This window comes from Hahella sp. NS-SX17, from assembly GCF_057367735.1.
Window position 1 is genome coordinate 3051418 of sequence record NZ_CM170632.1, and the last position, 25531, is coordinate 3076948.

The window sequence follows — 25531 nt, forward strand, 5'->3', positions numbered from 1 at the left end:
GCGCTGCGGATTACGGCGGAATGTCATGAAAGGTGTAACGCCAACCATGCATCGAATGTGCGCCCTGTTATGGGTTATGGCTTGTCTGGGTGCGCTCGTCGGCGCCGCGCAGGCAGAAGAGGGCGCAGATGAGCTGCTGCACCGGGAGGTGTTGTTTCACTACTACACCAATGATTTTCTGCAATCTCTCGTGTTATTGGAAAACGAGCATGTCGGGTCCAATCATGTCGGCAATCAGTATCACAACCTGAACCATATTCTCGCCATTGAATCGAGTCTGCAGTTTGGTCTGCGTCGCAATGCGGAAACGCTTCTGGAGCATTTGCAATTCACCGCCAGGGAGTCGGAAGTCAAGCAGCAGGCGCAGATGATCAAAGGACGTCTCGCCTATCGCGACGGAGAGTGGGGAACAGCGGTGGAACTGTTTGAAGGGGCGATGAAGGGAATGGCTCGTGACAAAAAAGATGAAGCCCTCTATTACGTGGCGAACAGTTACCTGCAGCTGCGCCGTCCCCAGGACGCCGCCAAGGTGCTTGGCGACGCGTCCAAGGGAAGTTTGTGGGCTGCTCATGGCTATTACAACCTGGGCGTGAACTACGCCGCGGACGATCCGGATTCCTCCCGCGCCCTGGTGGCGTTGCGGGTCGCCGCCGCCATGACCGACGACAGCTACGAAGGAAAGGAGTTAAGCGATCGTATCCTGCTGGCGGCGGGGCATATTGCGTTGTTAGATAAAGATTACAACAAGGCCCTGTCATTCCTGAAAAACGTCCATGCTTCCGGTCCGGGAGCGCCGGCGGCGATCTATGACTACGGTATGGCGTTTGCGGGATTGGGGCGTTATCGCACCGCCATTCAGTCCTGGCATCGGGCCAAGAAATTCGCTCTCACTTCTTCCGGCGTGGCGGAGACTTTCCAGGCGATCGCCTATGGCTATGAGCAGGAAAAACTGCGCGCCACCGCGCTCGACGCCTACCTGGAGGCGATTGCGGTATATGAAAAGGAAAAACGTCAGGTCGATGAGCTCGTGGCTGAAATCAAGGATAAAGGCGTATTGGACATACTGTTGCAAGCGCCTTTGCAGAATGGCGAGGTGGAATGGTACCTGGCCACGGATTTGCTCACTAACACGCCAAAGATCGCCTTTGTTCATTACTTGATGGATAAGCCGGATTTCTTTCCCTTCGCCAAGGAACTGCTGCAGATGCACGGGCTCTTGCAGTCCCTGCGCAATGGCGCGCAGCGTATGGATATATTCACCGATGCATTGCAGCAACGGTCGCGGCAGGCGAAACGCGACGCTTCTGGAGCGCTGGAGCGGCTGCGCCCTCAGCAGCTCAATCAACTGGTGTCTGAGCGTAATGCATTGGCGAAATCCGCCGCTCACGCGGCTGAGGATCAGCGGGCGGTGCAATTATTGGCGCTACGGGATCTGGACGAGGCGTTGACCAGGCTGAAGGAGAACTTTGTCGACACCCAGAATGATCTGCGTCAGGGCGGCGACCTCTACAAGGCGCAATTAGGTAAAGTGCAGTCCCTGCAAAAAGAGTTCTTCACCATGCAGCAAGAACTTGAGGGGAAAATCAACGATTACGACAAAAAGTTGTCGCAATTGGCGATCAGGTTATTGCAGCAGCACTGGCGCGATATTGATGGTTACCACGTGCGCAGCCAGCTGGCGTTAGTGAACTTGTATGACGACCTGGCTGTGGCGGAGCTACGCAAGAAGCAGCTTGTTTCGCCAGGTGCGGCGACAGCCGGGGAGGGGGCGTTATGAGAATAGCGACCTTGCTACTCAGTTTGAGCGTCCTCGGCTTTATCCCTCTGCGAGCGATGGCGGACACACTGGCGCCTATCGTCATCGTAGAGAAGGACGAGGCGGACAAAACAATCGGCGAACTAAAACCCGCTTACATCGATTTCAGCTATCGAGTGGCGCCGCGAACGCCTTTGAACGAAGTGGCGTTGCGATACAGTCGTCTGATCCGCGAGGCGTCTGACCCGGAAGTTCGCATCAAGGCGCTGCACCGGCTGATTAATCTGGAGGAGCTGTTTTACGACGCCAAACCCCAGGGACTGATCGACGACGACATCTGGAACCTCGCGGTGGAGAGTTACGAGGCCTTATTGCAGCGTCAACCGGGGGATAAAGACAATGATCGTATTCTTTATCAGTTGGCGCGCGCCTGCGGCATGTTGGGGCGTACCGATAAAGCGTTGACCAGTCTGGAGCGATTGGTAGGACAGTATCCGCGCTCAAGTTATACGACAGAGGCGTGGTTTCGCATCGGCGAGTTACGCTACAGCGCCGGCGAGTATATCAAAGCGCAATCCGCCTACAGCCGCGTGCTGGCGGATCGGGGCGCCGGCGATCTGTCGTCCAAGGCGCGTTATATGCTGGGGTGGACGCAGTTTAAACAGGAAAACTTCAGCGCGTCATTGCAGACTTTTTTGCAGGTTCTGTCACATTTGGAGTCCAACGCTAATCCAGCTGGAGAGGAAGAGCCCGGCGTACGCGAAGCGGGGGATGACGCTTTACGCATTATCAGCATCATGGCCAGCTATGGCAAAGGGCCGGAAACCCTTAAGGCGGCCATCGCCTTGGGCGACTATCGTCCATTAGCCCCTAAATTGTATGCAGCTTTGTACGACTACTACCTGCAGCGCGAGCGTTATCAGGACGCCGCCGCCAGCGCGCAGGCTTATATCGCCGCCTACCCGACGGCCACGGATCGCAGCGACTTTCATGACCGCACTATCGCGGCCTACGAGCAGGGCGGCCTGCCTTCGCTGGCATGGGAGGAAAAAGCCCGTTTTACCCGCGAACTGGGGCTTGCTTCTAACTATTGGCGATCGCAACAAGAAACCGCCAAAACCCGTTTACGTCCTTCTCTCTATCAATATCTGGATGATCTGGGACGAAGAGAGTACGCCCTTGGCTTGAAAGCGGCCGGGGTCGAGCGTCGGACTCATTTGCAGAACGCGGTGGCGTATTTTGACGGCATGGAGGAGATCTTTCCCTCTGAAGGGAAAACCGCCGAAGCGCTTTATTTACAAGGCGAAGCGTATTTCCTGCTGGAGGAGTGGGAGTTTGCGGCGTCAGTTTATGACAAAGCAGGGTATTTCTATCCCGACTTTCCTCAGCGTCACGAGGCTGCTTATGCGAGCGTTAACGCCTTGAGCAAAGCGGTGGACGTCAATCAGGAAGACCCGGCGTTACGAACCCGGCGCGTGGATGCACTGCTGCGGTTCGCCAAAACGTTCCCCCGGGACACCCGTGCGACAGAGAGTCTGTTGTTTGCGGCGAACGAACTCTACGCCATGGAGCATTATGGTGAAGCGCTGGATGCCGCCACCCAGACCGCTTCCTATACGGAGGATAAAACGATCCGTAACGCAGCATGGACTGTCGCCGGCCATTCCGCGTTTGCGTTGAGCCAATACCAGGATTCCGAGCACGCATACCGACAGGCGCTCTCGTTGCGTTCCCGCAAAGCGCCGGATTATGACGTACTCATGGAAAATTTCGCCGCCAGTATTTATAGCCAGGGCGAGCTGGCGGAAGCGCGTGGAGACGTCGCGGCGGCGTTCATTGAATACAAGAGGGTCATCGAGGAAGCGCCGGATTCCCAGGTGCGCGTCAGCGCTCAATACGATGCGGGTATGCGCGCGATTGATCTTGGGCGTTGGAAAGAGGTGATTGATTTGCTGAATGACTTTCGAGAGCGTTATCCCGACCACAAACTGACGGCGGGAATTGGTGAAAAGCTGGTATACGCCTATCAACAACACCAACGCCCAGAGTCCGCTGCGGACGAGCTACTGCGCATCGCCGCAGGGGAAAAAGACGCTGAGCGTAAGCGCAAAGCCCTGTTGCAGGCGGCGGAGCTAATGGTGAATGCGGGGCGTGAGCAACACGCAGCTAAGGTGTATCTGCAATATGCGAAAGAATATCCGGCGCCGTTCGAGACCGCTATCCAGGTCAGGGGCGCGCTAATAGATTACTACGTTAAAACCGCGCAGCCGCAGCTGGCGGACCAGTGGCGAGAGAACTTGATTCAGTTTGAAGAGGGCGGCGGCGCTGGTCGTACCCCCGCAAGTCGCACATTGGCGGCGGAAGCCAGTTGGACGCTGGCGCAACAGGAGAAAGCCGCCTTTGACAATGTGCGTCTTACATTGCCGCTAAACAAATCCCTGGCGGCTAAACAAACCGCGCTTAAACGAATTATGCAGCGCCTCAATCGCATTAATGGTTATGGCGTTGGCGAATACGCTACTGCGGCGACTTACATGATGGGCGAGGTATATCGCCAACTGGGCAGAGACATTATTGAATCCAATCGACCCGGTAATCTGAGTGATTTGGAGCGGGAGCAATACAGCCTGCTGTTGGAGGAACAGGCGTTTCCCTTTGAAGAAAAAGCCATTGAGTTTCTCGAGCTCAATGCAAGCCGGACCCGCCAAGGGGTTTACGACGAGTGGGTCAAAAAAAGCTATCTGGCGTTGCGGGAGATTCTGCCCGCCAGATATGACAAGCGGGAGGTAAAAGTGGATGTCGCACAAACTTTGCAATGACTGGAGGGCGATGGGGCTGGCTGCGACGCTTCTGCTTGTCGGGTGCGCCGGCTCGCCGGTGCGCAAGGAAGGCTCTGTTGACGCGACGGCCTCCGAAGAACAGGCGCAAATGAAATATGATCAGGCGCTGACTGCGTTGAGTCATAATCAGGTCGCTTTGGCGGAAAGCTTATTCAAGCAGGTGATCGCCGATAAGCCTGGCCTCAGCGCGCCTTATTTCAACTTGGGCGTTATCGCTGAAAAACAGGGAGACCCGCCTTCCGCCAAGGCGTGGTACGGGCAAGCGCTGGATGTAAACCCCAATGACGCCAGAGCTTTGAATCAGTTGGCAGTTTTGGCGCGGGAAGAGGGTGATTTTGAGAAAGCCTTGGCGTTTTATGAAAGAGCGCTGAAGGCGGAACCGAATGAACCGGTTTATCATCGTAATATAGCTATACTCTATGACATGTATCTGGGTGATTACGTGCGGGCGCTGGAGCATTATCAGCGCAGCCAGGAACTTCAATCCAGTCCCGACGAGCGGGTGGCTATGTGGATCGCCGATCTTGAGAGGCGGATCCAATAGGCGGAGAAGGTATGAAATTTCAAATACTTGCCTTATGCCTCTGCGGTCTCTACAGTAACGCAGGTTTTGCGGCTGAGTTGATCGAGCTTGAAGGAACGGCGTTGAGAGGCGAGCAGGAGCAACCCAAGGTCTTGTACCTGGTTCCCTGGGGAACGCCGGATAATCCGGCGATTAAAATTCCAGAGCCGGAAAAAGAATTGGACGGCGCGCTCAGACCGCTAGATAGACAGGCGTTTCGGCAAAGTCTGTACTATCGTAAAAACCTTAAGATAGGCGATTTAGACCAGCAATAACCTAGAAGTGATTAAGGAGTCAGCGCGATATGTTCGAGACTATCGTTCGCTTTTTTAAAGATGGCGGTATATTTATGGTGCCAATCGGCATAGTGCTCGTTGTTGGAGCGGCTATCGCCATTGAGAGATATATTTATCTCAGCATCGCCAAATTGAGCAACCGCGCGGACTTTAACAAGTTGATCATGTTGATCGGGCGCAAAGATTATCTCAATGCGTTAAAGCAGGCCAAGCAATCAAAAACCGCGATGGCCTCAATTGTCGAAGCAGGCTTGTCCCGTTTGCTGAGTCGTCAGCCCCGCGATCAAATTGAGTACGCCATGGAAGAAGGATTGATGGAAGTCCTTCCCAGAGTGGAAAAACGCACTCAGTATCTGGCCACCCTCGCCAATATCGCCACCCTGCTAGGGTTGCTGGGCACCATCATTGGTCTGATCGACGCGTTCACCGCCGTCGCCAACGCCGACCCGGCTGAGAAGGCCAATCTGCTGTCTCAGAGTATTTCTCTGGCGATGAATACGACTGCTTTTGGTCTGATGACCGCGATTCCATTACTGCTTGTGCACGCCATACTGCAAACCAAAACCAACGAAATTGTGGACAGTTTTGAAACGGCTGGCATCAAGATCATGAACCTGATTTCGGAAAAACCAGCCCAGGCCCCCGTAGCGAAAGCCACCCCAGAAAGAACATAGGACAGACCCGATGCGTCGTAAACACCGTCGTCCGGAGGCTGTCGCTGACCTGGACATCACGGCGTTCATGAACCTCATGATCGTCTTGGTGCCGGTGCTGCTGATCAATCTGGTGTTCTCTCAAATCAGCGTTCTGAACCTGAACTTCCCTGAGTCAGCCGCTAACTCCGCCCAGGACAATAAAGACCAGATACAACTGCAGGTCATGATCCTGGAAGAGCAGTTGGTGATTGCGGACAACAAGGGCGGGGTCATCATGCAGATCCCGAAACAGGCGGACGGCGAGCACGACTATAAGACGCTCGCATTGGCTATGCAGGATATAAAGGCTCGGGTCCCTCCGGATAAGAAAGATATTACGTTGTTGCCTCAGGAAAGCACCTCTTACCAGACACTGGTCAGTGTGATGGATAAAGTGCGTTCTTATAAAACAGTCGTGGCGGGCAGCGTTGTCAACGCAGAGTTGTTTCCTGACATCTCCATTGCCGATGCCCCTGAGATTATTCCGGCGGGAGGCGCGCAATGAAGCAGTCGAGTCGCGCCAAGCGTTATCAACGCCACTACCGCAGAATGCACAAAACCGCGTCGCTGAACCTGGTGTCGCTGATGGATATTTTCACCATTCTGGTGTTCTTCCTGATGGTGAACTCATCCGACGTTCAGGTCCTGAAGCAGAGTGGCTCTGTACAGCTGCCAGTATCCATCGCGGATCAGCCGCCGACGGAGCAGTTAACGGTCACCGTGACTGATGACGACATTCTGGTTAGCGGTCGAGTAGTCAGTAAGGTCGCCGTTGCGGCCAGCCAGGAGCCGTTGCTGATCAATGGGCTCAAGCTGGAACTGGACTACCAGGTTTCCCGAGTCGCCGCGCCAGCTCCGCCTGAGGGTAGACCTATCACCATCATGGCGGATAAAGAGTTGCCTTATAAGCTGTTGAAAAAAATCATGTCCACCTGTGTTGAGGCGGGGTACAGCAGCATCTCTTTGGCGGTAAGACGTGCAGCAGATAAGGAGGCCTAGTATGGTAAAAGCTAGAGTAGGCTTTCCTTTGCCATGGGATGTCGACGTCAAAGAGCGCGATCGTTTTCATTTGATCCTGGCGTTCTCCATGCTGCTGCTGTTAGTGGTAGGGGTGGTCATCTCATTGGTGCAATTGCCCGAGAAAACGCGTCAGGAGCTGGAAGAGCTACCTCCTCAGCTGGCCCGGGTGGTGATAGAAAAGAGGGAAATGCCAAAACCGGAAATCAAAAAGCCGGAGCCGAAGCCAGAGAAAAAGGAAGAAAAGAAAGAAGAGCCGAAGCCAGAACCGAAACCCGACCCCAAGCCAGAGCCGAAGCCGCAACCTAAGCCAGAGCCAAAACCTGAGAAGAAGGTGACGCCGAAGGCGGAGCAGCCTAAACAGCAGACGGTGGATCAGGCTCGTGAAAAGGCGCAAAGCTCAGGTCTCCTGGCGATGAGTGATCAGCTTTCCGATATGCGCGCGCTGGCGGAGACGGCGGACGCTTCTGACCAGCCGCTATACACAGCGACGCCGATCAGCAAGAAAGCGTCGGATAAGCTGGTGAATAATGTCTCTACTTCCGGTAGCGGAGGGGTGGACGGCAACAAGCTGGATAAATCCACCCAGCAAGTGGCGCTGGCCTCGCGTAAGGTGACGGAAGTGCAGGAGAAAGCTCAACCGTCCGGCGGCGGCTCTACCAGCAAGTCTTCCTCAGGCTCCAGTAATCAACGTAGCGCGACGCGCACACTGGAAGAGATCCGAAAGGTATTCGACGGCGCCAAAGGTGCGCTGGCTTCGATTCACCAGCGCGCCCGACGTCAAGATCCCACGTTGAAAGGAACTCTTGTGCCTGAGTTGATGGTCGAAGCGAATGGTAGTGTGTCACAGTGCAAGATTGTGGAAAGTAACCTGAATAATCCTGACTTCGAGAAGAAGATCTGCGCCCGTTTAAGGTTGCTGAACTTTGGCGCCAAATCCAACGCCAGCAAGCAGGCGATCAGATACCCTATCGATCTGCTGTAAGCCCAGGTAAACAAAAAAGCGCCCGTGTAAGGGCGCTTTTTTTATGGAGAATCGTGAGAGCCTGATTCTGGTAGAGTATGGCTCATACCCATAAGCGAATCAGTGTTCGCGGCTGATGGAAATGGCTGGCAGCACAGGTTTTTCCAGGGAAATCTTTTCATCTGGAGCGATAACTTTCGCTTGGCCTTCCACCACCAATACGCCATTTTGATTATGAATGGCGCAATCCAGAACCACCCGCTTTTTGGGTAGCTTTTCCGCCACCGTAAGAGTCACGGTCAGGACGTCGTTTAACTTTACAGGGCGCTTGAAGATTAAGTGCTGCTCCAGATAGATGGACCCAGGGCCGGGGATAACGGTGGCCAGCGCCGCTGAGATCAATGCGCCAGACCACATGCCGTGGCCGATTCTCTCCTTGAATACCGTGGACTGCGCATACTCGGCGTCCAGGTGCACCGGATTGATGTCCCCGGACACCGCAGCGAACAAGACAATTTCCTGCTCGGTCAGTGTGCGGGTGTAAGTGGCGGAGTCGCCCACTTGAAGTTCGTCATAGGTAATGTTTTCTAGCGCGTCCATAATGAACTGATAACTTGATTGGGTTGCTGACAACGCTCGCCGAAGAGTGGCGGCGCAGGAGACCGGGACTGACCTGTGCAGGCCCTGTCGTTGCACACAAATAGAAGGAAGCTAGTTGTCTGCCTGATTAGTAAGTGTAATCCATATTTAACTAACGCGTCTGTTACGGAGTGTGCGCAGCCACCCATGTGGAAAGGTCGTTTAGGACTTGCTGGCGATTGGTCTCGTTCAGCATCTCATGGCGTCCGTCGGGGTAGAGCGTGCAGCTGAGATCGCGCACGCCAGCTTCGCGTAAGCGGCGTTCGAGCTTTCTGACTCCTTTGCCGAACTCGCCGACGGGATCTTTATCTCCGGCAATCAGATAAATGGGCAAATCAGGGTTGATGCGAGAGAAGCTGGCGGCGGTGAACACTCTGCGCAGGCCGTCCAGCAGTGCGATCCAGGTGGCTGTGGTGCAGATGAAGCCGCACCGGGGATCGTTGATGTAGTTGTCTACTTCCGCCGGGTCTCGGGAAAGCCAGTCGAACTCCGTCCGATTGGGGGCGAAGCGCTGATTGAATGAACCGAAGGAAAGCTGATCCAGCAGGCGACTGGCGCTGCGTGCGCCCAGGCGTAACTTTTCCGCCCTGGCGATGGTCGCCGCTGCGAGATATTTCAACGGCGAGCCATAATTGCTGCCGGAAAGAATAACGCCCTGGAAAGGCGGACGATGTTCGATCAGGCACTGCAAACTGATGAAGGAGCCCATGCTATGGGCGAATAGAAAGTGTGGGACCTCCGGACACCAGCTTTTTATCTGGTTGACCATATACAGTAAGTCAGAGGCGACCTTGTCCCAGCCGTCGCGATCAGCGTAATGACCAGTCTGACCGTTGGCGATGGAGCGGCCATGGCCGCGATGATCGTGAGCGATGACGGCGTAACCCTGCGCGCAAAAGTGCTCAGCCAGATTCCGGTAGCGTCCGGCGTGTTCCGCCATGCCGTGGGAAATCTGAATAACGCCCCGCATGACAGGGGTTTCAGGCATCCATCTGTAGTACCCAATGATATGGCCGTCCGTGGTAGTCAGGAAATCTTCCAGGTTGCGCATGATGTTTGCTATTTATAAGATTTTATTGATGTTTTATACGCCATTTCGCAACAATTTAGCTACCCTCGACTATAGCGTCAACGATTATAGTCGCCTTATTTTTACACCTTGGGGACCCAGGCAAGCTGAAAAATCCCTGATAATTAAGTAATACTTTTGTCTACATAAGGTAAAACAAAGCTGCTATTCTATCGCGCACTATAAAAAACGAGCCCACTATACCGTTCCGGTTTGACGGGGTATTCACCCGACCGGGTGACTCTCCTGAGAATAGCGCCGCCCGATGACAGAAGTAAGAATGGGGTAGTGGCCGTCAGGGATTCGATGATTGGCTTATATTTGATCGCGAGTAAGAGTTTCTAAAATAAGTGTGACGCCAGGGCCGCCTGTTGCGGATTTGGCGTTGTTCATTGCAGTGGAATTCGCTCATTTAAGGGTTACGGCGCAATTTCGAGCGCCGGGCGCATCCTGCGTCGATTAGCAGCGGCATTGCTCCGTCATCCTTGAAACCGTCGCCTGGGGCGACGCGGTCATTTCTCAGCCAGTCCCGTTTCCAGAACAATTACAAATAAAAATCAGATTGCCTATTAACAGCGTTGGCCAGGAGATAGCGGTATGGATAATTTTTTCAAGGATAAATATCCCCCCGGAGTTCCATCCGAAGTTGAATTGGGGAAATACAAATCGGTAGTCGACATGTTCGAACAGGCGTGCAAACGTTACGCGGACAAGCCTGCGTTCACCGCCGTCGGCGCCACCATGACTTATGGCGAAATGGAGAAGTACACTCGCGCATTCGCCGCCTATCTGCAGAACGAAACCAACCTGAAGCCCGGCGACCGCATTGCGATTCAAATGCCCAATCTGCTGCAGTATCCAATCGCCGTATTCGGCGCTATGCGGGCGGGCCTTATTGTGGTCAACACCAACCCGCTGTACACGCCGCGGGAAATGGAGCATCAGTTCAACGATTCCGGCGCCAAGGCGCTGGTGGTTCTGGCCAATATGGCCTCCCAGGCGCAGGAAGTGATTCCACATACCGGCGTAGAGCACGTTATCGTGGCGCAAATTCCCGACATGCACCCGCCTATCAAGCGCATGGTGATGAATGCGGCGATCAAGTACATCAAAAAGATGGTGCCGCCCTATAACATTCCTAACGCCGTGCCGTTCACTAAAGTGATGTCTCTGGGCGCGCGCTATACGTTTAAGCCGGTTGACGTCAACTCTGACGATATCGCCGTGTTGCAGTACACTGGCGGCACCACTGGCGTCGCCAAGGGCGCTATGCTGACTCATCGCAACCTTGTCTCGAATGTGGCGCAATTGAAGCCGCTGTTAACGGTTCGTTTAGGCGAAGCCTGCGAAACGGTTATCGCGCCGCTGCCGCTGTATCACATCTATTCGTTCACCATGAATTGCGGCGTCATGCTGGATACTGGCAACCACAGCATTTTGATTCCGAATCCACGGGATTTTGAGGGCTTTATCAAAGAGCTGGGTAAATGGAAATTCACGGCGTTCCTGGGGATCAATACGCTGTTCGTGGCGCTTTGCAATAATGAGAAGTTCCAGGAGCTGGATTTTACTTCCTTGAAAGTGACGGCGGCGGGAGGCATGGCCCTCACCAGCGACACAGCGAAGATGTGGAAGAAAGTCACTGGCTGTGATGTGACGGAAGGCTATGGCATGACCGAAACCTCGCCGGTAGTTTCCATTAATCCTATGAACGCCATTCAGATTGGCACTATTGGTTTGCCGATCCCCAACACTATGGTGAAAATCATTGACGACGAGGGGAAAGGGCTGACAGTTGGAGAGGTGGGCGAGCTGTGCGTGAAAGGTCCCCAGGTCATGAAAGGCTATTGGCAGCGCCCGGATGAAACCGCCAAGACCATGACGGAAGACGGCTGGCTGAAAACCGGCGATATTGCGATGGTGCAGAATGACGGCTACCTGCGCATTGTCGATCGCAAGAAAGATATGATCCTGGTGTCGGGGTTTAACGTCTACCCCAACGAAATTGAAGATGTCGTCACCAGCCACCCTGACGTGGTGGAGTGTGCGGCCATTGGCGTGCCCGACCTGAAAAGCGGTGAGGTGGTGAAAGTGTTTGTAGTGAAGAGCAATCCCAACTTAACTGAAAGCGCCCTGAAAGAGTTCTGTCGTGAACGCCTGACTGCCTACAAGGTGCCAAAAACCATTGAGTTCCGCGATGAGTTGCCGAAAACCAATGTCGGCAAGATTCTGCGCCGGGAACTGCGCGATGAGGAAATCAAAAAGCAGAAAGACAAAGCGGCGTAACGCTAACGCCGCGTTGAGTCTAAGGTAGCTGAAAAGCGGGCGAGAGCCCGCTTTTTGTGTTATTAAAGGCGGGTTCTTTTAGTTGTAGAGCGTGTTCGTTAATGATGCAGAAAGCAGTCAGTGTGTTCGCCCTTGGGTTTCTGGGGTTTATTCTATGGATTATTTATCTGGCGGATACCGGTGGGACGAGCCTGTTTTTCGATTTCGTCCAATCCATTCCCTATGGCGATAAACTGGGGCACTTTTGCTTGTTTGGCGTTCTGACCCTGGCCGCCAATTTCGCTTTTAAGGCCAAACACTTTCGATGGGGGCCGGTTCCTCTTTACTATGGCGCGCTCTGTGTCCTTACATTCGCATTGGGCGAAGAGTTAACTCAGGCGTTTTTCCCCTCCCGCACACTGGATATCTCTGACGTTATGGCGGATGTGGCCGGCATCGCGTTTTTCTCTTGGATGACGGCATTGCTGTCCCCCAACAAGGCGACAGAAACTTAAGGGCTCCCAGGTATATGCCTTTTGCGCCGCTGCTTGATTGCGCTATCCCATTTACAGCTTAACTATTAACCCATTTCCCGCTAACATCCGCTTCCTGAATAAGTGTTGGTTGAAAAGTATATTACATGTCGAGTGAGTCTCGTTTTGACCCGTCCCTGGTGTTAATCAAAGATCGTTTTAGATTGCAGAGGCAATGGCGGGAAATCGCAAAGGGTTCTGTTGCGGAAAAGGACGTTGAGAAGTTCTGGCGCGCGACATTGCGTTCTATGGAAATTCGTGCGGCGCGCCTGCAAGCAATGCCGCAGGTGCGGTACCCGGATAATCTGCCAGTCGTCGATAAGCTGGAAGAGATCAAAAAAGCCATTTCTGAAAACCAGGTGGTTATTATCGCTGGTGAGACCGGTTCGGGTAAAACCACTCAGTTGCCGAAAATCTGTTTGGATCTGGGACGCGGCGTGAATGGTTTGATTGGCCACACCCAGCCTCGACGTCTGGCGGCGCGCTCTGTCGCCAATCGTATCGCTGAGGAGCTGGGCTGCGAAGTTGGCAAACAGGTGGGGTACCAGGTCCGTTTTACCGATCATACCGACGATAGCACGTTGGTGAAGTTGATGACGGACGGAATACTGCTGGCGGAAACCCAGAATGACCGTTTCCTCAATCGTTATGACACGATCATTATCGATGAAGCCCATGAACGCTCGTTAAATATCGACTTCCTCATCGGTTATCTGAGAAACCTCCTGCCCAAGCGGCCTGACCTCAAAGTCATCATCACCTCCGCCACGATTGATTTGGGCCGCTTCTCTGAACACTTCAACGGCGCGCCTGTGGTGGAAGTCTCTGGTCGCACCTATCCGGTGGAACTGCATTATCGTCCTTTGACCACTATGGACGATGAGGTGGATATCGGTCTGCAGGATGGCGTTGTGCATGTGATTCGGGAAATCGAACAGATGGAGCGCGAACAGCGCAAGCCGCCTGGGGACATCCTGATCTTTATGGTCGGAGAGAGGGAAATTCGTGAAACGGCGCAACGATTGCGCAAAGAAGAATTTCGGAACACGGAAATCCTTCCCCTGTACGCCCGCCTCAGTAATCAGGAGCAAAACCGTATTTTCCAGTCCCATGGCGGACGTCGCATTGTGGTCTCCACCAACGTGGCGGAAACCTCCCTGACGGTGCCGGGCATTCGATATGTGATCGATCCGGGGCAGGTGCGCATCAGTCGTTACTCCTACCGCTCTAAAGTCCAACGGTTGCCGATAGAGGCTATCTCGCAGGCCAGCGCCGAGCAGCGTAAAGGTCGCTGCGGCCGGGTCGCGGAGGGCGTTTGTTTCCGACTTTATTCTGAAGAAGACTTCGTCGGTCGCGACCCCTTCACTGATCCAGAAATTCTGCGCACTAACCTGGCGTCGGTCATTCTGCAGATGCTTTCGTTGCGTCTGGGCGATATCCAAAAGTTCCCTTTCATGCAGAAGCCGGACAAGCGCTACATTAATGATGGCTATAAATTGCTGGAAGAACTCGGCGCAGTAAGTGCGCAGAGGCAGATGACGGCGATAGGGCGCACGCTGGCCCGCTTCCCGATAGACCCACGGTTGGCGCGGATGCTGGTGGCGGCTGCGGAAGGACATTGCCTGAAAGAAATGCTGATCATCGTGTCCGCATTGGCGGTGCAGGACCCGCGCGAGCGGCCCATGGAATTTCAGCAGGCGGCGGATGAAAAACATGCGCAATGGGCGGATGAGCAATCCGACTTCGTCAGCCTGCTTAACCTGTGGAACGGCTATGAGACGCAGCGCCAGGAGCTGAGCGCGAATCAACTGCGCAACTACTGCAAGAAAAACTTTCTGTCGTTCCTGAGAATGCGCGAGTGGCGCGATACTCATCGCCAGCTGCTGTTGCTATGTCATGAGCAGGGCTACAAGGAAAATACAGAACCTGCGGCCTACGACGAATTGCATCAGTCGCTGTTGGCGGGGTTGATTACCCAGATCGGACAGAAGGACGAAAAGGGCGAGTACGCCGGACCCCGTCAGCGCAAATTTGTGATCTTTCCAGGATCGAAAGTACGGAAAAAGGCGCCGAACTGGATTATGTCGGCGGAAGTGGTGGAAACCAGTCGACTTTTCGCTCGCACTGTCGCCCGTATGGAGCCAGGCTGGATAGAAAAAGTAGCGCCGCAACTGTTGAAAAGCAGTTATCTGGAGCCGCACTGGTCGAAGAAGCGTGGCGAAGCGCTGGCGTTTCAGCAGGTCTCTTTGTATGGCCTGATTGTCGTGCCGCGTCGTCAGGTAAGCTACGGCCGCATTGATCCGCAGTTCAGTCGCGAGGCGTTGATAAGGGAAGGGCTCATTGAAGGCGAGATCAACAGCCGCCTGCCATTTATTCTGCACAATGCGGAATGCCGGGAGGAAGTGGAGCAGATAGAAGCCAAAGCCCGTCGCCGCGACCTGCTGGTGGACGACGAGGTGCTGTTCCAGTTCTACGATGAGCAACTGCCGGCGGACATTACTACTGTTAAGGCGTTGGAGCATTGGTATAAGCGTTTGTCGGACGGCGATAAGAAGGCGTTGTTATTGTCGCCGGAAGCGTTACTGCGAGTGTTGCCGGAAGTGAAGCTGGAAGAGCAGTTTCCTGACGCGCTACTTTGGAATGGGCAGCAGTTCCAGCTGAGCTACAAGTTCGAACCGGGCGCTAAAGATGATGGCGTTACTGTGCGTATGCCCGCCGCCGCCATGGCGCAAGCGCCAGTTGGCTTGCTGGACTGGCTGGCGCCGGGGATGCGTAAAGAGAAGTGCGAGGCGTTGATTCGCTCACTGCCGAAAGCGATCCGCAAGAATTTTGTGCCAGTTCCTGACTTCGCCAAAGCGGCCAGTGACGCCATGGTTCCGGATAATCATCCTATGTCCCTGGCGCTGGGGGAGCAGCTGCGCAAAATGACTGGTATGCAGGTCGCCCCTGAGCAATGGGATGAATCGCTGTTACCGACGCATCTGCGCATGAATATTCAGGTTGTGGACAATCAGGGCGCAGTGATTGACCAGGGGCGTGATTACCATGAGCTGGTGAAACGTCTTGAAGGGCGGTTGGAAAAGCTGGCGCAAGATTCTGGCTCCTTATTCAAAGAGCAGACAGGGTTGACCGAGTGGAGCTTTGGCGCTTTGCAGGAGAAAGTCGCTGTCAGCCAGGCTGGCGCCAGCCTGTTTCTGTACCCTTATCTGCAGGATCAGGGTACGTCCGTGGCGTTAAAGTCTGCGTTCGACGCTGGATTCGCGCAAGCGCAGCACCGTTTGGGCATGGCGAGACTGATCATGCTGAAGCAGGCGGATTCGGTGAAGTATCTGAAGAAGAATTTGCCCAGGCTAAAAGAAATCGGGTTGTTTTATGCGCCGACCGGTAAACTTGAGGGTCTGGTGGATGAGCTGGCCCTGACAGCCTGTATTGAGGTCTTTCTTAAGGACCAGCCCCCCATCAACAATGCGGAAGAATTCTCCCGACGGGTACAGCAGTGCAAGGCGGACCTGATTCCCAAAGCGGAAGAGCTGGCCTTGCTGCTGCACGAGATTTTGCACGCCTACCATCGGATAACAAAAGCGTTGGGTAAGAATACCGCTCTTGCGCTGACAATGTTCCTTGGTGACGTAAAGCGGCAACTGCAACACTTGGTCTATCCCGGGTTTCTCACGGAAGCGCCCTTGGAATGGTTGCGGCAATATCCAAGGTACCTCGCCGCGATCGAAGAACGGTTGGACAAAATGCCCAGGCAGGTCACTCAGGAGCGTCAATTCCAGCTCATGTTTGAATCCTTGTGGTCGCAATACAATGCGAGGAAGGAAAAGCACCAGCGGGAAGGCTATGTGGATGAAGAACTCGCTAATTTCCGTTGGATGCTGGAAGAGTATCGGGTTTCCTATTTCGCGCAGAAGCTCGGCACCCTCATGAGCGTATCGGAGAAAAAGCTTCATAAACAGTGGGAAAAAGTCCGAATTTAATTCCGCTTTTTAACATAATGGTCATGTTCTTCTGGGCGCGCTGGGGCAAATTCATCCAGCCCCACCGCCTTTATGTGCTAAGATTTCTCGTCATTACGCGAGTGCAATAACTAATTAAATAAGTAGAGGCTGAATCGTGAGTTCTGTAGTCATTAGCGGCACGGGCCTGTTTACCCCGGCTTACAGCATTTCCAATGAAGAGCTGGTGGCTTCGTTTAACGCCTACGTGCAACGTTTTAACGAAGAGAACAAAGAAAAAATCGAGTCAGGGGAAGTCGCCGCGCTACAAGAATCCTCGGCTGAGTTTATCGTCAAGGCGTCTGGCATCAAAAGCCGTTATGTCTTGGACAAAGAGGGCGTACTGGACGTTGACCGTATGCATCCCTATCTCCCGGAGCGGACTAACGAAGAACCGAGCGTTCAGTGCGAAATGGCCGTCGATGCAGCGAAGAAGGCGATGGCGGAAGCCGGTAAGTCTCCAGCGGACATAGATGCGGTCATTGTCGCTTGTTCTAACCTGCAGCGGGCCTATCCCGCGGTGGCGGTCGAAGTGCAAAGCGCATTGGGCATAGATGGTTTCGCTTACGATATGAACGTCGCCTGTTCCTCCGCCACATTCGGAATTCAAGCGGCGGTCAACGCCATTGAATCCGGCTCCGCTCGCGCCGTATTGGTGTTGAATCCGGAAATCTGCTCCAGCCATTTAAATTTCAGAGATCGCGACAGTCACTTTATTTTTGGCGACGCCTGCACGGCGATTATCCTGGAAAAAGCGGACACCGCGACCAGCCAGCATCAGTTCGTCGTTCTTGGAGCCAGGCTTAAGACGCTCTTCTCAAATAATATTCGCAACAACTTCGGTTTCTTGAATCGGTGTGATGAATCTGGAATTGGCAAACCAGATAAACTCTTCGTTCAGAATGGACGCAAGGTGTTTAAAGAAGTGGTGCCCATGGTCTCTGAGATGATTGTGGAACATCTGGCGAACAATGACATTGATGCTTCCAGGCTCAATCGCATGTGGCTGCATCAGGCCAACTTGAGCATGAATCAACTGATTTCAAAGAGAGTGCTGGGGCGTGAAGCGACGGCTGAGGAAGCGCCGACGATTCTGGATACATACGCAAATACCAGCTCAGCAGGCTCCATTATCGCGTTTCATTTACACAAGCAGGACTTGGACAGTGGCGCACTGGGAGTTATTTGTTCCTTTGGCGCAGGATACTCCGCTGGCAGCATCATCGTCCGTAAAGTCTGATCTTTTCTCTGATCGGATTTCACCTTGTTAAGCCGTGGCTATAAGGCCGCGGCTTTTTCATTTGTGCGCCAGGCATGGCGCGTAGTGCCTTGACGGGCGCTGTTCCGGTTCAGGTGGTGCTGGCCGGATGACTTGGGGGTGCAAGTCCCCTGTGGGCCCGGCAAGGGGAACCACTAGCCGAACGGCAAGGGTGTCCATCGTGAGGTGGAATCTGAAGGAAGCCGTAGGCAAAGCACTGGCCTGACGAACAGGAATCGCATACGAGGCGGCCACACTGGGTAAGGCGGCAAATACCGTCAAAGCCCGTACTTGCACGGAAGGTGTGGACGTAGATGCGGCGGGCATAAGTGTGAAGGTCACGCGTCTTACCCTGGGAAGTCTGGTTCTCTGCCGTTGTGCTACTCACCTCGTGAGGGGTGGGGATGGAGCGCCAGAACTCAGCCGAGGTCATAGTAGGTGCGTTACCGCGTACTGAAGGACTGAACATGGTTGACCGCCAGTAGGCGGTGAGTTCTCGTGATGTGCTTATGAAGACAGAAGCGATCCGGATGGGTCAGGGTATTCAGGGAGACGTCGGACGGTATCCGGCGGAGACTGAAGCCCGTGTTGAGGCAGACACGGGGGCTCACTCGTGGACGAACGCGGAGCCGAACACGCTGATGGAACAGGTGCTTGAGCGGCCGAACCTGATGCATGCGTATCAGCGGGTGATGTCCAACAAGGGCGCCGCTGGTGTCGATCAGATGCCGGTGGCGGCCCTGAAAGGCCACCTGCAACAGCATTGGCCAACGCTGCGAGAGCGGCTGTTGGCCGGAGACTACCATCCTCAACCGGTACGCCGGGTCAGTATCCCCAAACCGCAAGGCGGGGAACGGATGCTGAGCATTCCGACGGTACAGGATCGCCTGATCCAACAAGCCCTGCACCAAGTGCTGAGCCCGATGCTGGAGCCGATCTTCTCGGACCACAGTTATGGGTTCCGCCCCGGGCGAAGCGCCCATCAGGCGGTTAGGGCGATGCAACGGCACATCAATGACGGTCACCGCTGGGTGGTCGATGTGGATCTGGAGCAGTTCTTTGACCGGGTCAACCACGATGTGCTGATGGGCCTGCTGGCCCGCCGCATCGCCGACCGACGGATGCTCACCCTGATCCGCCGATACCTGCAAGCGGGTATGCTGGACGGTGGGTTGGTCAACCCAAGGCGGGAAGGCGCGCCGCAAGGCGGCCCCCTGTCCCCTCTGCTCTCCAATGTGCTCCTGACCGAACTGGACCGGGAGCTGGAGCGCCGGGGCCACCGGTTCTGCCGCTACGCGGACGATTGCAATATCTACGTCCGAAGCGAGCGGGCCGGTCACCGGGTCATGACGAGCATTACCCATTACCTGAAAATGCACCTTCACCTGAAAGTGAACGCGGAGAAAAGTGCTGTGGATCGACCATGGCGCCGGAGCTATCTGGGTTACAGCGTGAGCTGGCGCAAGCAGGTACGGCTGAGGATCGCGCCGAAGAGCCTGAAGCGCTACCAGGCCAAACTGCGTCATTTGCTCAGACAATCACGAGGGCGACCGCTGCAGACCACCATTGCGCGACTGAATCCGGTACTCCGGGGCTGGGCGAACTACTATCGCCTGACGACCTCGAAGCGCCCAGTGGAAGCACTCGATGGTTGGGTGCGACGGCGGTTGCGCCTGTTGCTCTGGCGACAGTGGAAACGGACTTACACCCGAGCCCGTAACCTAATGCGACTAGGACTGGCCGAGCAGAGGGCTTGGAGTAGCGCAAGCAATGGTCGGGGACCTTGGTGGAATAGTGGTGCGTCCCATATGAACGCGGCGCTTCCCAAGAGGATGTTCGACCGCCTGTCTTTGGTAAGCTTGCTGGATACGATGAACAGGCTTCAGCGCCAATCATGAACCGCCGTGGTACGGAACCGTATGCCCGGTGGTGTGAGAGGACGGGGGAGGTAACTCCCCCTCCTACTCGATCTGGATTTCGCTTTCGGTTTTCTTCTTTGCTCCAGGTGCGGATGACGCCCCTTAATCAACCAGGCAGCCATATGGCCTCCTTCTATTTGTCTGCAACGACAGGGTCTGCACAGGTCAGGCTCTGTCTCCCGCGGCCAGCGGACCCGCAGGCGCATCCATACGCCTGATTAATAACAAACCAATATCGTTGCCATATTAATAATCAATTGAGTTGTAAGTATTCACGGAAGTGATTTTATTTAGCCTCATCTCTGAGATCTAAATCATGTGGGAACTTGTAGAAGCCTTTGGCGCCTAAGTATGGGGCTACAGAGGAATACTTACTTTGAAGCGGATATTTTGTCAGGTAGACTGCCCGGCCGTTGCAAAAATGTGCGTTAGCCCGCATATTAAACAGGCCTTTGAGCCAATTCGCCGCCATGTCCAATAAAAATAAGCGCCCGCGGCCAGTTCAGCATTCCGCGTAGCGACGACTCTAAGAGGTCGCTGCAAGAAGACGGAAGCTCTGAGAGTCTTGAATACCGCCGAAGTTAAGCCAGACTGATGAATATAGAGAGCCCCCAAGGCGCTTAAGTGGGATTTATGGATACGAGTAAACCGCAGCACACAAGGCGTTTGTCCGCCGTTTTGTTATTGTCTATCGCCGCTCCGGCAGGGGCGATGGCTTCCCATCCGCAAGACCCGTGGGAATCTTACAATAGAAAGGTTTTCGCCTTTAATGAGTTCCTGGATGACTATTTCCTGCGTCCAGTGGCCAAAGGCTATCGGGCGGTCACCCCGGAAATCGTCGATCGTTCTATTACGAACTTTTTCGGTAACCTTGGCGATGTGGTGACGCTGGCCAACAATATCCTGCAATTGAAACCTCGAGAAACCGCTGCGACCGCCAGCCGGATCATGTTCAACAGCACCTGGGGTGTGGGCGGTCTGTTCGATGTGGCCACGGCTTTTGATATTTCCGTTGATAAAGAAGACTTTGGCCAAACGCTCAGTTATTGGGGCGTGCCTCAAGGCAACTACCTGATGCTGCCGTTTCTGGGGCCGGGCACAATCACCGATACCATTGGCCGTATCCCTGACAGCTACGCGGACCCAGTGGGATATCTCTTCCCGGAGCCGGAAAAGTATTTCGCCAGCGCGACGCGCATCGTCGACAAGCGCGCTGATATTATTCCGGCGGAGAATTTGATTCAGGGCGATCGCTATATCTTTGTCAGGAACGCCTATCTGCAGCAGCGTGAATTCCTGATCAATGATGGCAAAGTTGAAGATCCTTTTACTTCTGACGACTTCGACGAAGATTATTGATTCCACAAGCGGGAGCCGGTCTCCCGCTGAACTTCCTCCCATTGGCGACTCACTCATTTAGCCACTTGCGGCTCTCCCCGTTCGATAAGCTATATTTAAGCTAAGGATTTAATAGCTGGTGGGAATGATGTCGAGATATTTAAATACAAAGCTTCATAAGTACCGAAAGGCGATGGCGGAAGCCAGAGATTACGCCACTTGGCGTGATGCGGCCCTGGAACTGGACTATCTGGAAGGCCGTGTGGAGTGGAAGGAGTCGTTCGCCAGCGATCTTTATAATTATGAACTGATCTATGACCGCCTGATGGAGCTTCGCAACGCCATGCAAGGGCGGGATCACCCCAAGCTGATTCGCAGCCTGCGCGAGGGGCTCCATCATGATCTCGGCAACATGGGGAACGCCTTGTTGTATCAGCACAGCTATATCGGCACCAAGCACTTGATTGAAGAGTATGTCAATCAGGTTTGTGACGCCTTGAATTATGTCTGTGACAACGACATCCCTGAACTGCCTCCAAGGCAAAAGCTGGAGTTCTTCAAGGATACGTCGATCAGCTTTGGACGGCCTTCGTTGTTGCTGAGCGGCGGCGCCACATTGGGCCTGTTTCACCTTGGCGTCATTAAAGCGCTTTGGGAGCGGGGGCTGTTGCCTCAAGTCATCGCCGGCTCCAGCGTGGGGGCTGTGATAGCCGCCATGTTGGGGACTCACACTGATGCGGAGATTCCAGAAATGCTGGAGCCCAGCCGCCATAACCTGAAAGCCTGGCGCTGGACCGGTCTATTCAATGGATTGCGCGGACGCGGGTTTATGGATATTCGGCAGCTCGAAAAATGCCTGCGCTCCAACATCGGTGAGTATTCGTTCCTGGAAGCCTACCAACGCACTGGCCGCAGCATTAATGTCTCAGTGTCGCCGGTCCATCACCACCAGAAAGAGCGTCTTCTCAGCGGTTATACCTCGCCCTATCTACTGGTATGGAGCGCAGCATTGGCGTCGTCGGCGGTTCCTGGCGTATTCCCGGCGGTGCGGTTGATGCGTAAAGACGAAAATGGCGGCATTGTTCCTTACATGCCGAAACTGCGCTGGGTGGATGGCTCAGTAGTGAGCGACTTGCCAATCGAACGACTTAAGCATTTATATGACATTAACTTCTCTATTGTCAGTCAAACCAATCCACATATTGTTCCCTTCATGAATATGAAGAAACGGGACCAGAAAATCAGTCTGGCCTCGTTACCGTTACGAGTGATCAAAGCGGAAATGCAGTTTCATGGCATGGGCGCGTTCGACTACTTGCGAAAGCAGGCGGAGCCTGAGCTGCTGCGGCAATTGTGTGGTCAAGCCTACACAATTCTGGCGCAGCGTTACTATGGCGACGTCACCGTCGCGCCCCGTTATAGTTTCTGGCATTTCCGCCGAATGCTATCCAACCCTTCCCCGGAAGTGGTCGAGCGCCTGGCGCTGGAAGGCGAGCGCGCCACCTGGCCGAAAATTTCCATGATCCGTACGCACTCGAAGATCAGCCTGACTCTGGAAAAGAGCGTCAAGCGTCTGAAAAACAGACTGCAGGGGCGTAAAGCGGAATTGCGGGTGGTGAACGTTACTAAATAGACATGTTTGGACGCAGCCGCAGAGCGGGCGGGTAATTTGTATGTTTCATGGACGAATCCCCGAAATTTGCAGTTTCTATAATTTAACTCCGCCGTCCGGCGCGTTACACTAGCGCGTTGACAGTAACTATGCCCGCGCCAACAGGCGCAATTTTGGATTCCATGTACGAAGCGTTTTTCGGTTTAAAAGAAAGCCCATTTTCCATCGCGCCTGATCCTCGTTATCTCTACATGAGCGAACGCCACAGAGAAGCTTTGGCGCATTTGTTGTATGGCATTGAGCGGGAAGGGGGCTTCGTGCTGCTGACCGGTGAAGTCGGCACCGGGAAGACCACCACCTGTCGCTGTTTTCTGCAGCGGGTGCCGAAAAACACGGACATTGCTTTCATACTGTATCCCAAGCTTACCGCCAGAGAGCTGCTGGCCACGATCTGCGACGAACTGCATATCGCTTATCCTGCGCAATGTTCCATTAAAATCCTGATAGATGTCATCCATAAACACCTGTTGAAAGCGCATGCCGCAGGCAAACATACTGCCCTGGTGATTGATGAAGCGCAAAACCTGTCTTCGGACGTGTTGGAGCAATTGCGTTTGCTCACCAACCTGGAGACGGAAAAAAAGAAACTGTTGCAGATAATTTTGTTGGGGCAGCCGGAACTGAAAGAGCTGCTGCAACGGCCGGAATTGCGTCAGCTGGTGCAGCGCATCACCGCTCGTTACCACCTGGACGCGCTCTCACCGGTAGATGTACGGGCCTATATTGGCTATCGCCTGTCAGTCGCAGGCTGTCGCAAAGAGCTGTTCAGTAACGCGGCCATCAATAAGGTTTATAAGCTGAGCCGAGGCATTCCCCGTATCATCAACCTGATCTGTGATCGGGCGCTGTTGGGCGCTTACTCGGAAAACAGTCAGGTTGTGACTCCCGCATTGGTGAAAATGGCGGGCAAAGAGATAGGCCTTAACAACAAACGGGCTACAGTTAAGTGGCTGGATAACTGGATCGTGAAAGGCTTTGCGGCCGGCGCTTTGGCTGGCGGCCTGACGCTCGTGTTGGGACTGTCGCTGAACCAGGATCGTCGTCAGCCGGAAAAGAGCATTGGCGCGGTCGCGCAAGCATCCGCCTTGCCGGGCGCAGGCGAAAGCGACGGCAAGATTCAGCGGGAAGAGGCGGCGCTGACGGATGCCGCGTTGCAGTCTGAAGAGAAAGGGGCGAAGTTAGAGACGGTCCCCAACGACGCGACTGCTACCGCCGCAGCGACGCCCGCCGCCTGGGTATCTCCGGTGGCGTCCTCCGCTTCCAAGGTGCTGGGCGCATATCGACCCAAAGGGGATAATACCCGTAAAGCGTATCAGTCCGTCATGCACATCTGGGGGCTGGCCGATGACGCCGGCTCCCGCGGTCTAGTGTGTGAATTTGTGGAGACCCGGGGGCTGCGTTGCCTGCATCGCCAGGGTAATTGGCGCAGCCTGCTGCAATTGAACCGTCCGGCGGTGTTGAAATTGATGAATAACACCGGTGAAACCTTCAGTGCTGCGCTAATCTCCGTCTCGGCGGATCAATCCGCCGTGATTGAACTGGACGGCGAGCGTCATACTATTCCCCTGGCTGAACTGGATAGCCATTGGCAGGGCGATTACAGCATTTTGTGGAAAGTGCCTCCCTACGCCTCCATGGTGATCCAGCCAGGTGAAATGCAGGACGAAAATGAGTGGATCGACGGCAAGATCAAACGAGTGAATGAGATTTGGCTGTCCAAAGGCGAAAAGCCTGCGCTGGAGCCGTTGCCTGACACCTCATTGAAAGACCGGGTGCGCTGGTTTCAGCAGGAAGTCGGGATATTGCCGGATGGCATCCCTGGCGCCATAACCCTGATCATGCTAAACAGCTGGACTGACAGCGCCGCGCCTCTGCTTATTCCGATCAAGCGCGCATAGGAAAACGACATGTCCTATATACTTGAAGCCCTGAGACGTTCCGAATCAGAAAGATATCAGGAAAAGCTGCCTGATGTGGTGCAAGGCGGCGCATTCATGATGCCTCGTAAAGAGAAGCGGGCGCCCTGGGCCCTGATACTCATTTTGCTGCTCAGCCTCAACGCGATTGCGCTTGCGACCTTCTTCTTTATGAATGGCTCCTTGGATAAAAAAGATGACCTCAAGGAACCTGTCGTCGTCCAGGCTGATTCCGCTCAAACGGCGCAACCGCCCGTTACGACAGCGCCTGTTCAACCTCAGCCGACACAGCCCGCAGCTGGAAACGCGTCCGTTCAGACGGCGCCAGTGCAGCCGATTAGCGCCAGCAACTCAGACTTTATGGTGGATAAAGTGCCGCTGGACACCGCCTCGAATACCGATATCTATGTGGATCTTGGCGGCGGGGAAGAAGAGACTGTCGGCGCAGACGGCGGAGTGCTTATTGCGCCGTCAAACGGCTCGTCGCGCAGGACGCTGATTATGCCCGGCTCAGGCGAAGCGGCGCAGAATGTGGAAGAGCAGTACCCCAATATTTCAGAATTGAGCGCGGCCTTTCAACAACAGATTCCAGCAATGGAATTTAACAGTCATATCTATAGCGCCAATGCGGATGATCGTAGAATCATGATTAACAACAACTATCTTCGGGAGGGACAACGCTTTTCCGGCCTGAAGGTGTATCAGATTACCGAAAACGGCGTAGTGCTGGATAAAGGCGGCCAGTTATTCTGGATTCCCGTCATCCGTAACTGGGCTCCCGAAAGTTAGGCGAG

19 protein-coding genes are annotated in these 25531 nt (G+C 54.4%); 17 read left to right on the forward strand and 2 right to left on the reverse strand.

The window, feature by feature from the left end:
• Positions 1–25: 25 nt before the first annotated feature.
• Genes AC2IBB_RS13800 through AC2IBB_RS13835 form a run of 8 tightly spaced genes read left to right on the forward strand, consistent with a single transcriptional unit; the run spans position 26 to position 8151 of the window.
• A complete protein-coding gene (locus AC2IBB_RS13800) occupies positions 26–1777 on the forward strand; it encodes a tetratricopeptide repeat protein (RefSeq protein ID WP_486333413.1) in 1752 nt (583 codons plus the stop codon).
• Positions 1774–4575: a tetratricopeptide repeat protein gene (locus AC2IBB_RS13805; RefSeq protein WP_486333414.1), complete on the forward strand. Its 2802-nt coding sequence runs from the start codon at positions 1774–1776 to the stop codon at positions 4573–4575. Before AC2IBB_RS13800 ends, AC2IBB_RS13805 begins: the two co-directional genes overlap by 4 nt.
• Positions 4553–5140: a tetratricopeptide repeat protein gene (locus AC2IBB_RS13810; RefSeq protein ID WP_486333415.1), complete on the forward strand. Its 588-nt coding sequence runs from the start codon at positions 4553–4555 to the stop codon at positions 5138–5140. Before AC2IBB_RS13805 ends, AC2IBB_RS13810 begins: the two co-directional genes overlap by 23 nt.
• Before the next feature lie 11 nt (positions 5141–5151).
• Positions 5152–5433 (forward strand): hypothetical protein, encoded by a 282-nt coding sequence (locus tag AC2IBB_RS13815; RefSeq protein WP_486333416.1) that lies wholly within the window; start codon positions 5152–5154, stop codon positions 5431–5433.
• Positions 5434–5462: 29 nt separating this feature from the next.
• The gene (locus AC2IBB_RS13820) at positions 5463–6128 is read left to right on the forward strand and encodes a MotA/TolQ/ExbB proton channel family protein (RefSeq protein WP_486333417.1); all 666 of its coding nucleotides are present in this window, start codon (positions 5463–5465) and stop codon (positions 6126–6128) included.
• A gap of 10 nt (positions 6129–6138) precedes the next feature.
• Positions 6139–6654: an ExbD/TolR family protein gene (locus tag AC2IBB_RS13825; protein ID WP_486333418.1), complete on the forward strand. Its 516-nt coding sequence runs from the start codon at positions 6139–6141 to the stop codon at positions 6652–6654.
• Positions 6651–7148, forward strand: a complete 498-nt coding sequence (locus tag AC2IBB_RS13830) for an ExbD/TolR family protein (protein WP_486333419.1) — start codon at positions 6651–6653, stop codon at positions 7146–7148. The genes AC2IBB_RS13825 and AC2IBB_RS13830 overlap by 4 nt, the downstream gene beginning before the upstream one ends.
• Before the next feature lies 1 nt (position 7149).
• A complete protein-coding gene (locus AC2IBB_RS13835; RefSeq protein ID WP_486333420.1) occupies positions 7150–8151 on the forward strand; it encodes an AgmX/PglI C-terminal domain-containing protein in 1002 nt (333 codons plus the stop codon).
• Between the two features lie 99 nt (positions 8152–8250).
• On the opposite strand, the gene AC2IBB_RS13840 is transcribed toward AC2IBB_RS13835, so the two are convergent.
• Together AC2IBB_RS13840 and AC2IBB_RS13845 are read right to left on the reverse strand one after the other, a co-directional pair.
• Entirely contained in the window at positions 8251–8730 is a 480-nt protein-coding gene (locus tag AC2IBB_RS13840) for a MaoC/PaaZ C-terminal domain-containing protein (RefSeq protein ID WP_486333421.1), read from the reverse strand.
• Between the two features lie 163 nt (positions 8731–8893).
• Complete coding sequence (locus AC2IBB_RS13845) at positions 8894–9820, reverse strand: lysophospholipase (protein ID WP_486333422.1); 927 nt, start codon at positions 9818–9820, stop codon at positions 8894–8896.
• Positions 9821–10435: 615 nt separating this feature from the next.
• Here AC2IBB_RS13845 and AC2IBB_RS13850 point away from each other — a divergent pair.
• The 9 genes from AC2IBB_RS13850 to AC2IBB_RS13890 all read left to right on the forward strand — a co-directional run bounded on the left by AC2IBB_RS13850 (position 10436) and on the right by AC2IBB_RS13890 (position 25526).
• Positions 10436–12124: an AMP-binding protein gene (locus AC2IBB_RS13850; protein WP_486333423.1), complete on the forward strand. Its 1689-nt coding sequence runs from the start codon at positions 10436–10438 to the stop codon at positions 12122–12124.
• A gap of 101 nt (positions 12125–12225) precedes the next feature.
• Positions 12226–12618, forward strand: coding sequence for a VanZ family protein (locus tag AC2IBB_RS13855; RefSeq protein ID WP_486333424.1), 393 nt, complete (start codon positions 12226–12228; stop codon positions 12616–12618).
• Between the two features lie 125 nt (positions 12619–12743).
• Positions 12744–16616, forward strand: coding sequence for an ATP-dependent RNA helicase HrpA (gene hrpA / locus AC2IBB_RS13860; RefSeq protein WP_486333425.1), 3873 nt, complete (start codon positions 12744–12746; stop codon positions 16614–16616).
• Between the two features lie 136 nt (positions 16617–16752).
• On the forward strand, positions 16753–17874 hold the full coding sequence (locus tag AC2IBB_RS13865; RefSeq protein WP_486333426.1) for a beta-ketoacyl-ACP synthase III: 1122 nt from the start codon (positions 16753–16755) through the stop codon (positions 17872–17874).
• Between the two features lie 659 nt (positions 17875–18533).
• Entirely contained in the window at positions 18534–19790 is a 1257-nt protein-coding gene (gene ltrA, locus AC2IBB_RS13870) for a group II intron reverse transcriptase/maturase (protein ID WP_486333427.1), read from the forward strand.
• Positions 19791–20444: 654 nt separating this feature from the next.
• On the forward strand, positions 20445–21170 hold the full coding sequence (locus AC2IBB_RS13875; RefSeq protein ID WP_486333428.1) for an MlaA family lipoprotein: 726 nt from the start codon (positions 20445–20447) through the stop codon (positions 21168–21170).
• Between the two features lie 172 nt (positions 21171–21342).
• Positions 21343–22782 (forward strand): DUF3336 domain-containing protein, encoded by a 1440-nt coding sequence (locus AC2IBB_RS13880; RefSeq protein ID WP_486333429.1) that lies wholly within the window; start codon positions 21343–21345, stop codon positions 22780–22782.
• A gap of 128 nt (positions 22783–22910) precedes the next feature.
• Positions 22911–24719: an ExeA family protein gene (locus AC2IBB_RS13885; RefSeq protein ID WP_486333430.1), complete on the forward strand. Its 1809-nt coding sequence runs from the start codon at positions 22911–22913 to the stop codon at positions 24717–24719.
• 9 nt (positions 24720–24728) lie between these two features.
• On the forward strand, positions 24729–25526 hold the full coding sequence (locus AC2IBB_RS13890; protein ID WP_486333431.1) for a general secretion pathway protein GspB: 798 nt from the start codon (positions 24729–24731) through the stop codon (positions 25524–25526).
• The last annotated feature ends 5 nt before the right edge of the window (positions 25527–25531 follow it).

Bases quoted from the DNA above. Each gene is read 5' to 3' on its own strand.
- AC2IBB_RS13815 (WP_486333416.1), top strand. From the start codon at position 5,152: ATGAAATTTCAAATACTTGCCTTATGCCTCTGCGGTCTCTACAGTAAC.
- AC2IBB_RS13835 (WP_486333420.1), top strand. From the start codon at position 7,150: ATGGTAAAAGCTAGAGTAGGCTTTCCTTTGCCATGGGATGTCGACGTC.
- AC2IBB_RS13800 (WP_486333413.1), top strand. From the start codon at position 26: ATGAAAGGTGTAACGCCAACCATGCATCGAATGTGCGCCCTGTTATGG.
- AC2IBB_RS13875 (WP_486333428.1), top strand. From the start codon at position 20,445: ATGGATACGAGTAAACCGCAGCACACAAGGCGTTTGTCCGCCGTTTTG.
- AC2IBB_RS13840 (WP_486333421.1), bottom strand. From the start codon at position 8,730: ATGGACGCGCTAGAAAACATTACCTATGACGAACTTCAAGTGGGCGAC.
- AC2IBB_RS13850 (WP_486333423.1), top strand. From the start codon at position 10,436: ATGGATAATTTTTTCAAGGATAAATATCCCCCCGGAGTTCCATCCGAA.
- AC2IBB_RS13810 (WP_486333415.1), top strand. From the start codon at position 4,553: ATGTCGCACAAACTTTGCAATGACTGGAGGGCGATGGGGCTGGCTGCG.
- AC2IBB_RS13880 (WP_486333429.1), top strand. From the start codon at position 21,343: ATGGCGGAAGCCAGAGATTACGCCACTTGGCGTGATGCGGCCCTGGAA.
- AC2IBB_RS13820 (WP_486333417.1), top strand. From the start codon at position 5,463: ATGTTCGAGACTATCGTTCGCTTTTTTAAAGATGGCGGTATATTTATG.
- AC2IBB_RS13845 (WP_486333422.1), bottom strand. From the start codon at position 9,820: ATGCGCAACCTGGAAGATTTCCTGACTACCACGGACGGCCATATCATT.
- AC2IBB_RS13885 (WP_486333430.1), top strand. From the start codon at position 22,911: ATGCCCGCGCCAACAGGCGCAATTTTGGATTCCATGTACGAAGCGTTT.
- AC2IBB_RS13825 (WP_486333418.1), top strand. From the start codon at position 6,139: ATGCGTCGTAAACACCGTCGTCCGGAGGCTGTCGCTGACCTGGACATC.
- AC2IBB_RS13805 (WP_486333414.1), top strand. From the start codon at position 1,774: ATGAGAATAGCGACCTTGCTACTCAGTTTGAGCGTCCTCGGCTTTATC.
- AC2IBB_RS13890 (WP_486333431.1), top strand. From the start codon at position 24,729: ATGTCCTATATACTTGAAGCCCTGAGACGTTCCGAATCAGAAAGATAT.
- ltrA (WP_486333427.1), top strand. From the start codon at position 18,534: ATGGAACAGGTGCTTGAGCGGCCGAACCTGATGCATGCGTATCAGCGG.
- hrpA (WP_486333425.1), top strand. From the start codon at position 12,744: ATGTCGAGTGAGTCTCGTTTTGACCCGTCCCTGGTGTTAATCAAAGAT.
- AC2IBB_RS13855 (WP_486333424.1), top strand. From the start codon at position 12,226: ATGATGCAGAAAGCAGTCAGTGTGTTCGCCCTTGGGTTTCTGGGGTTT.
- AC2IBB_RS13830 (WP_486333419.1), top strand. From the start codon at position 6,651: ATGAAGCAGTCGAGTCGCGCCAAGCGTTATCAACGCCACTACCGCAGA.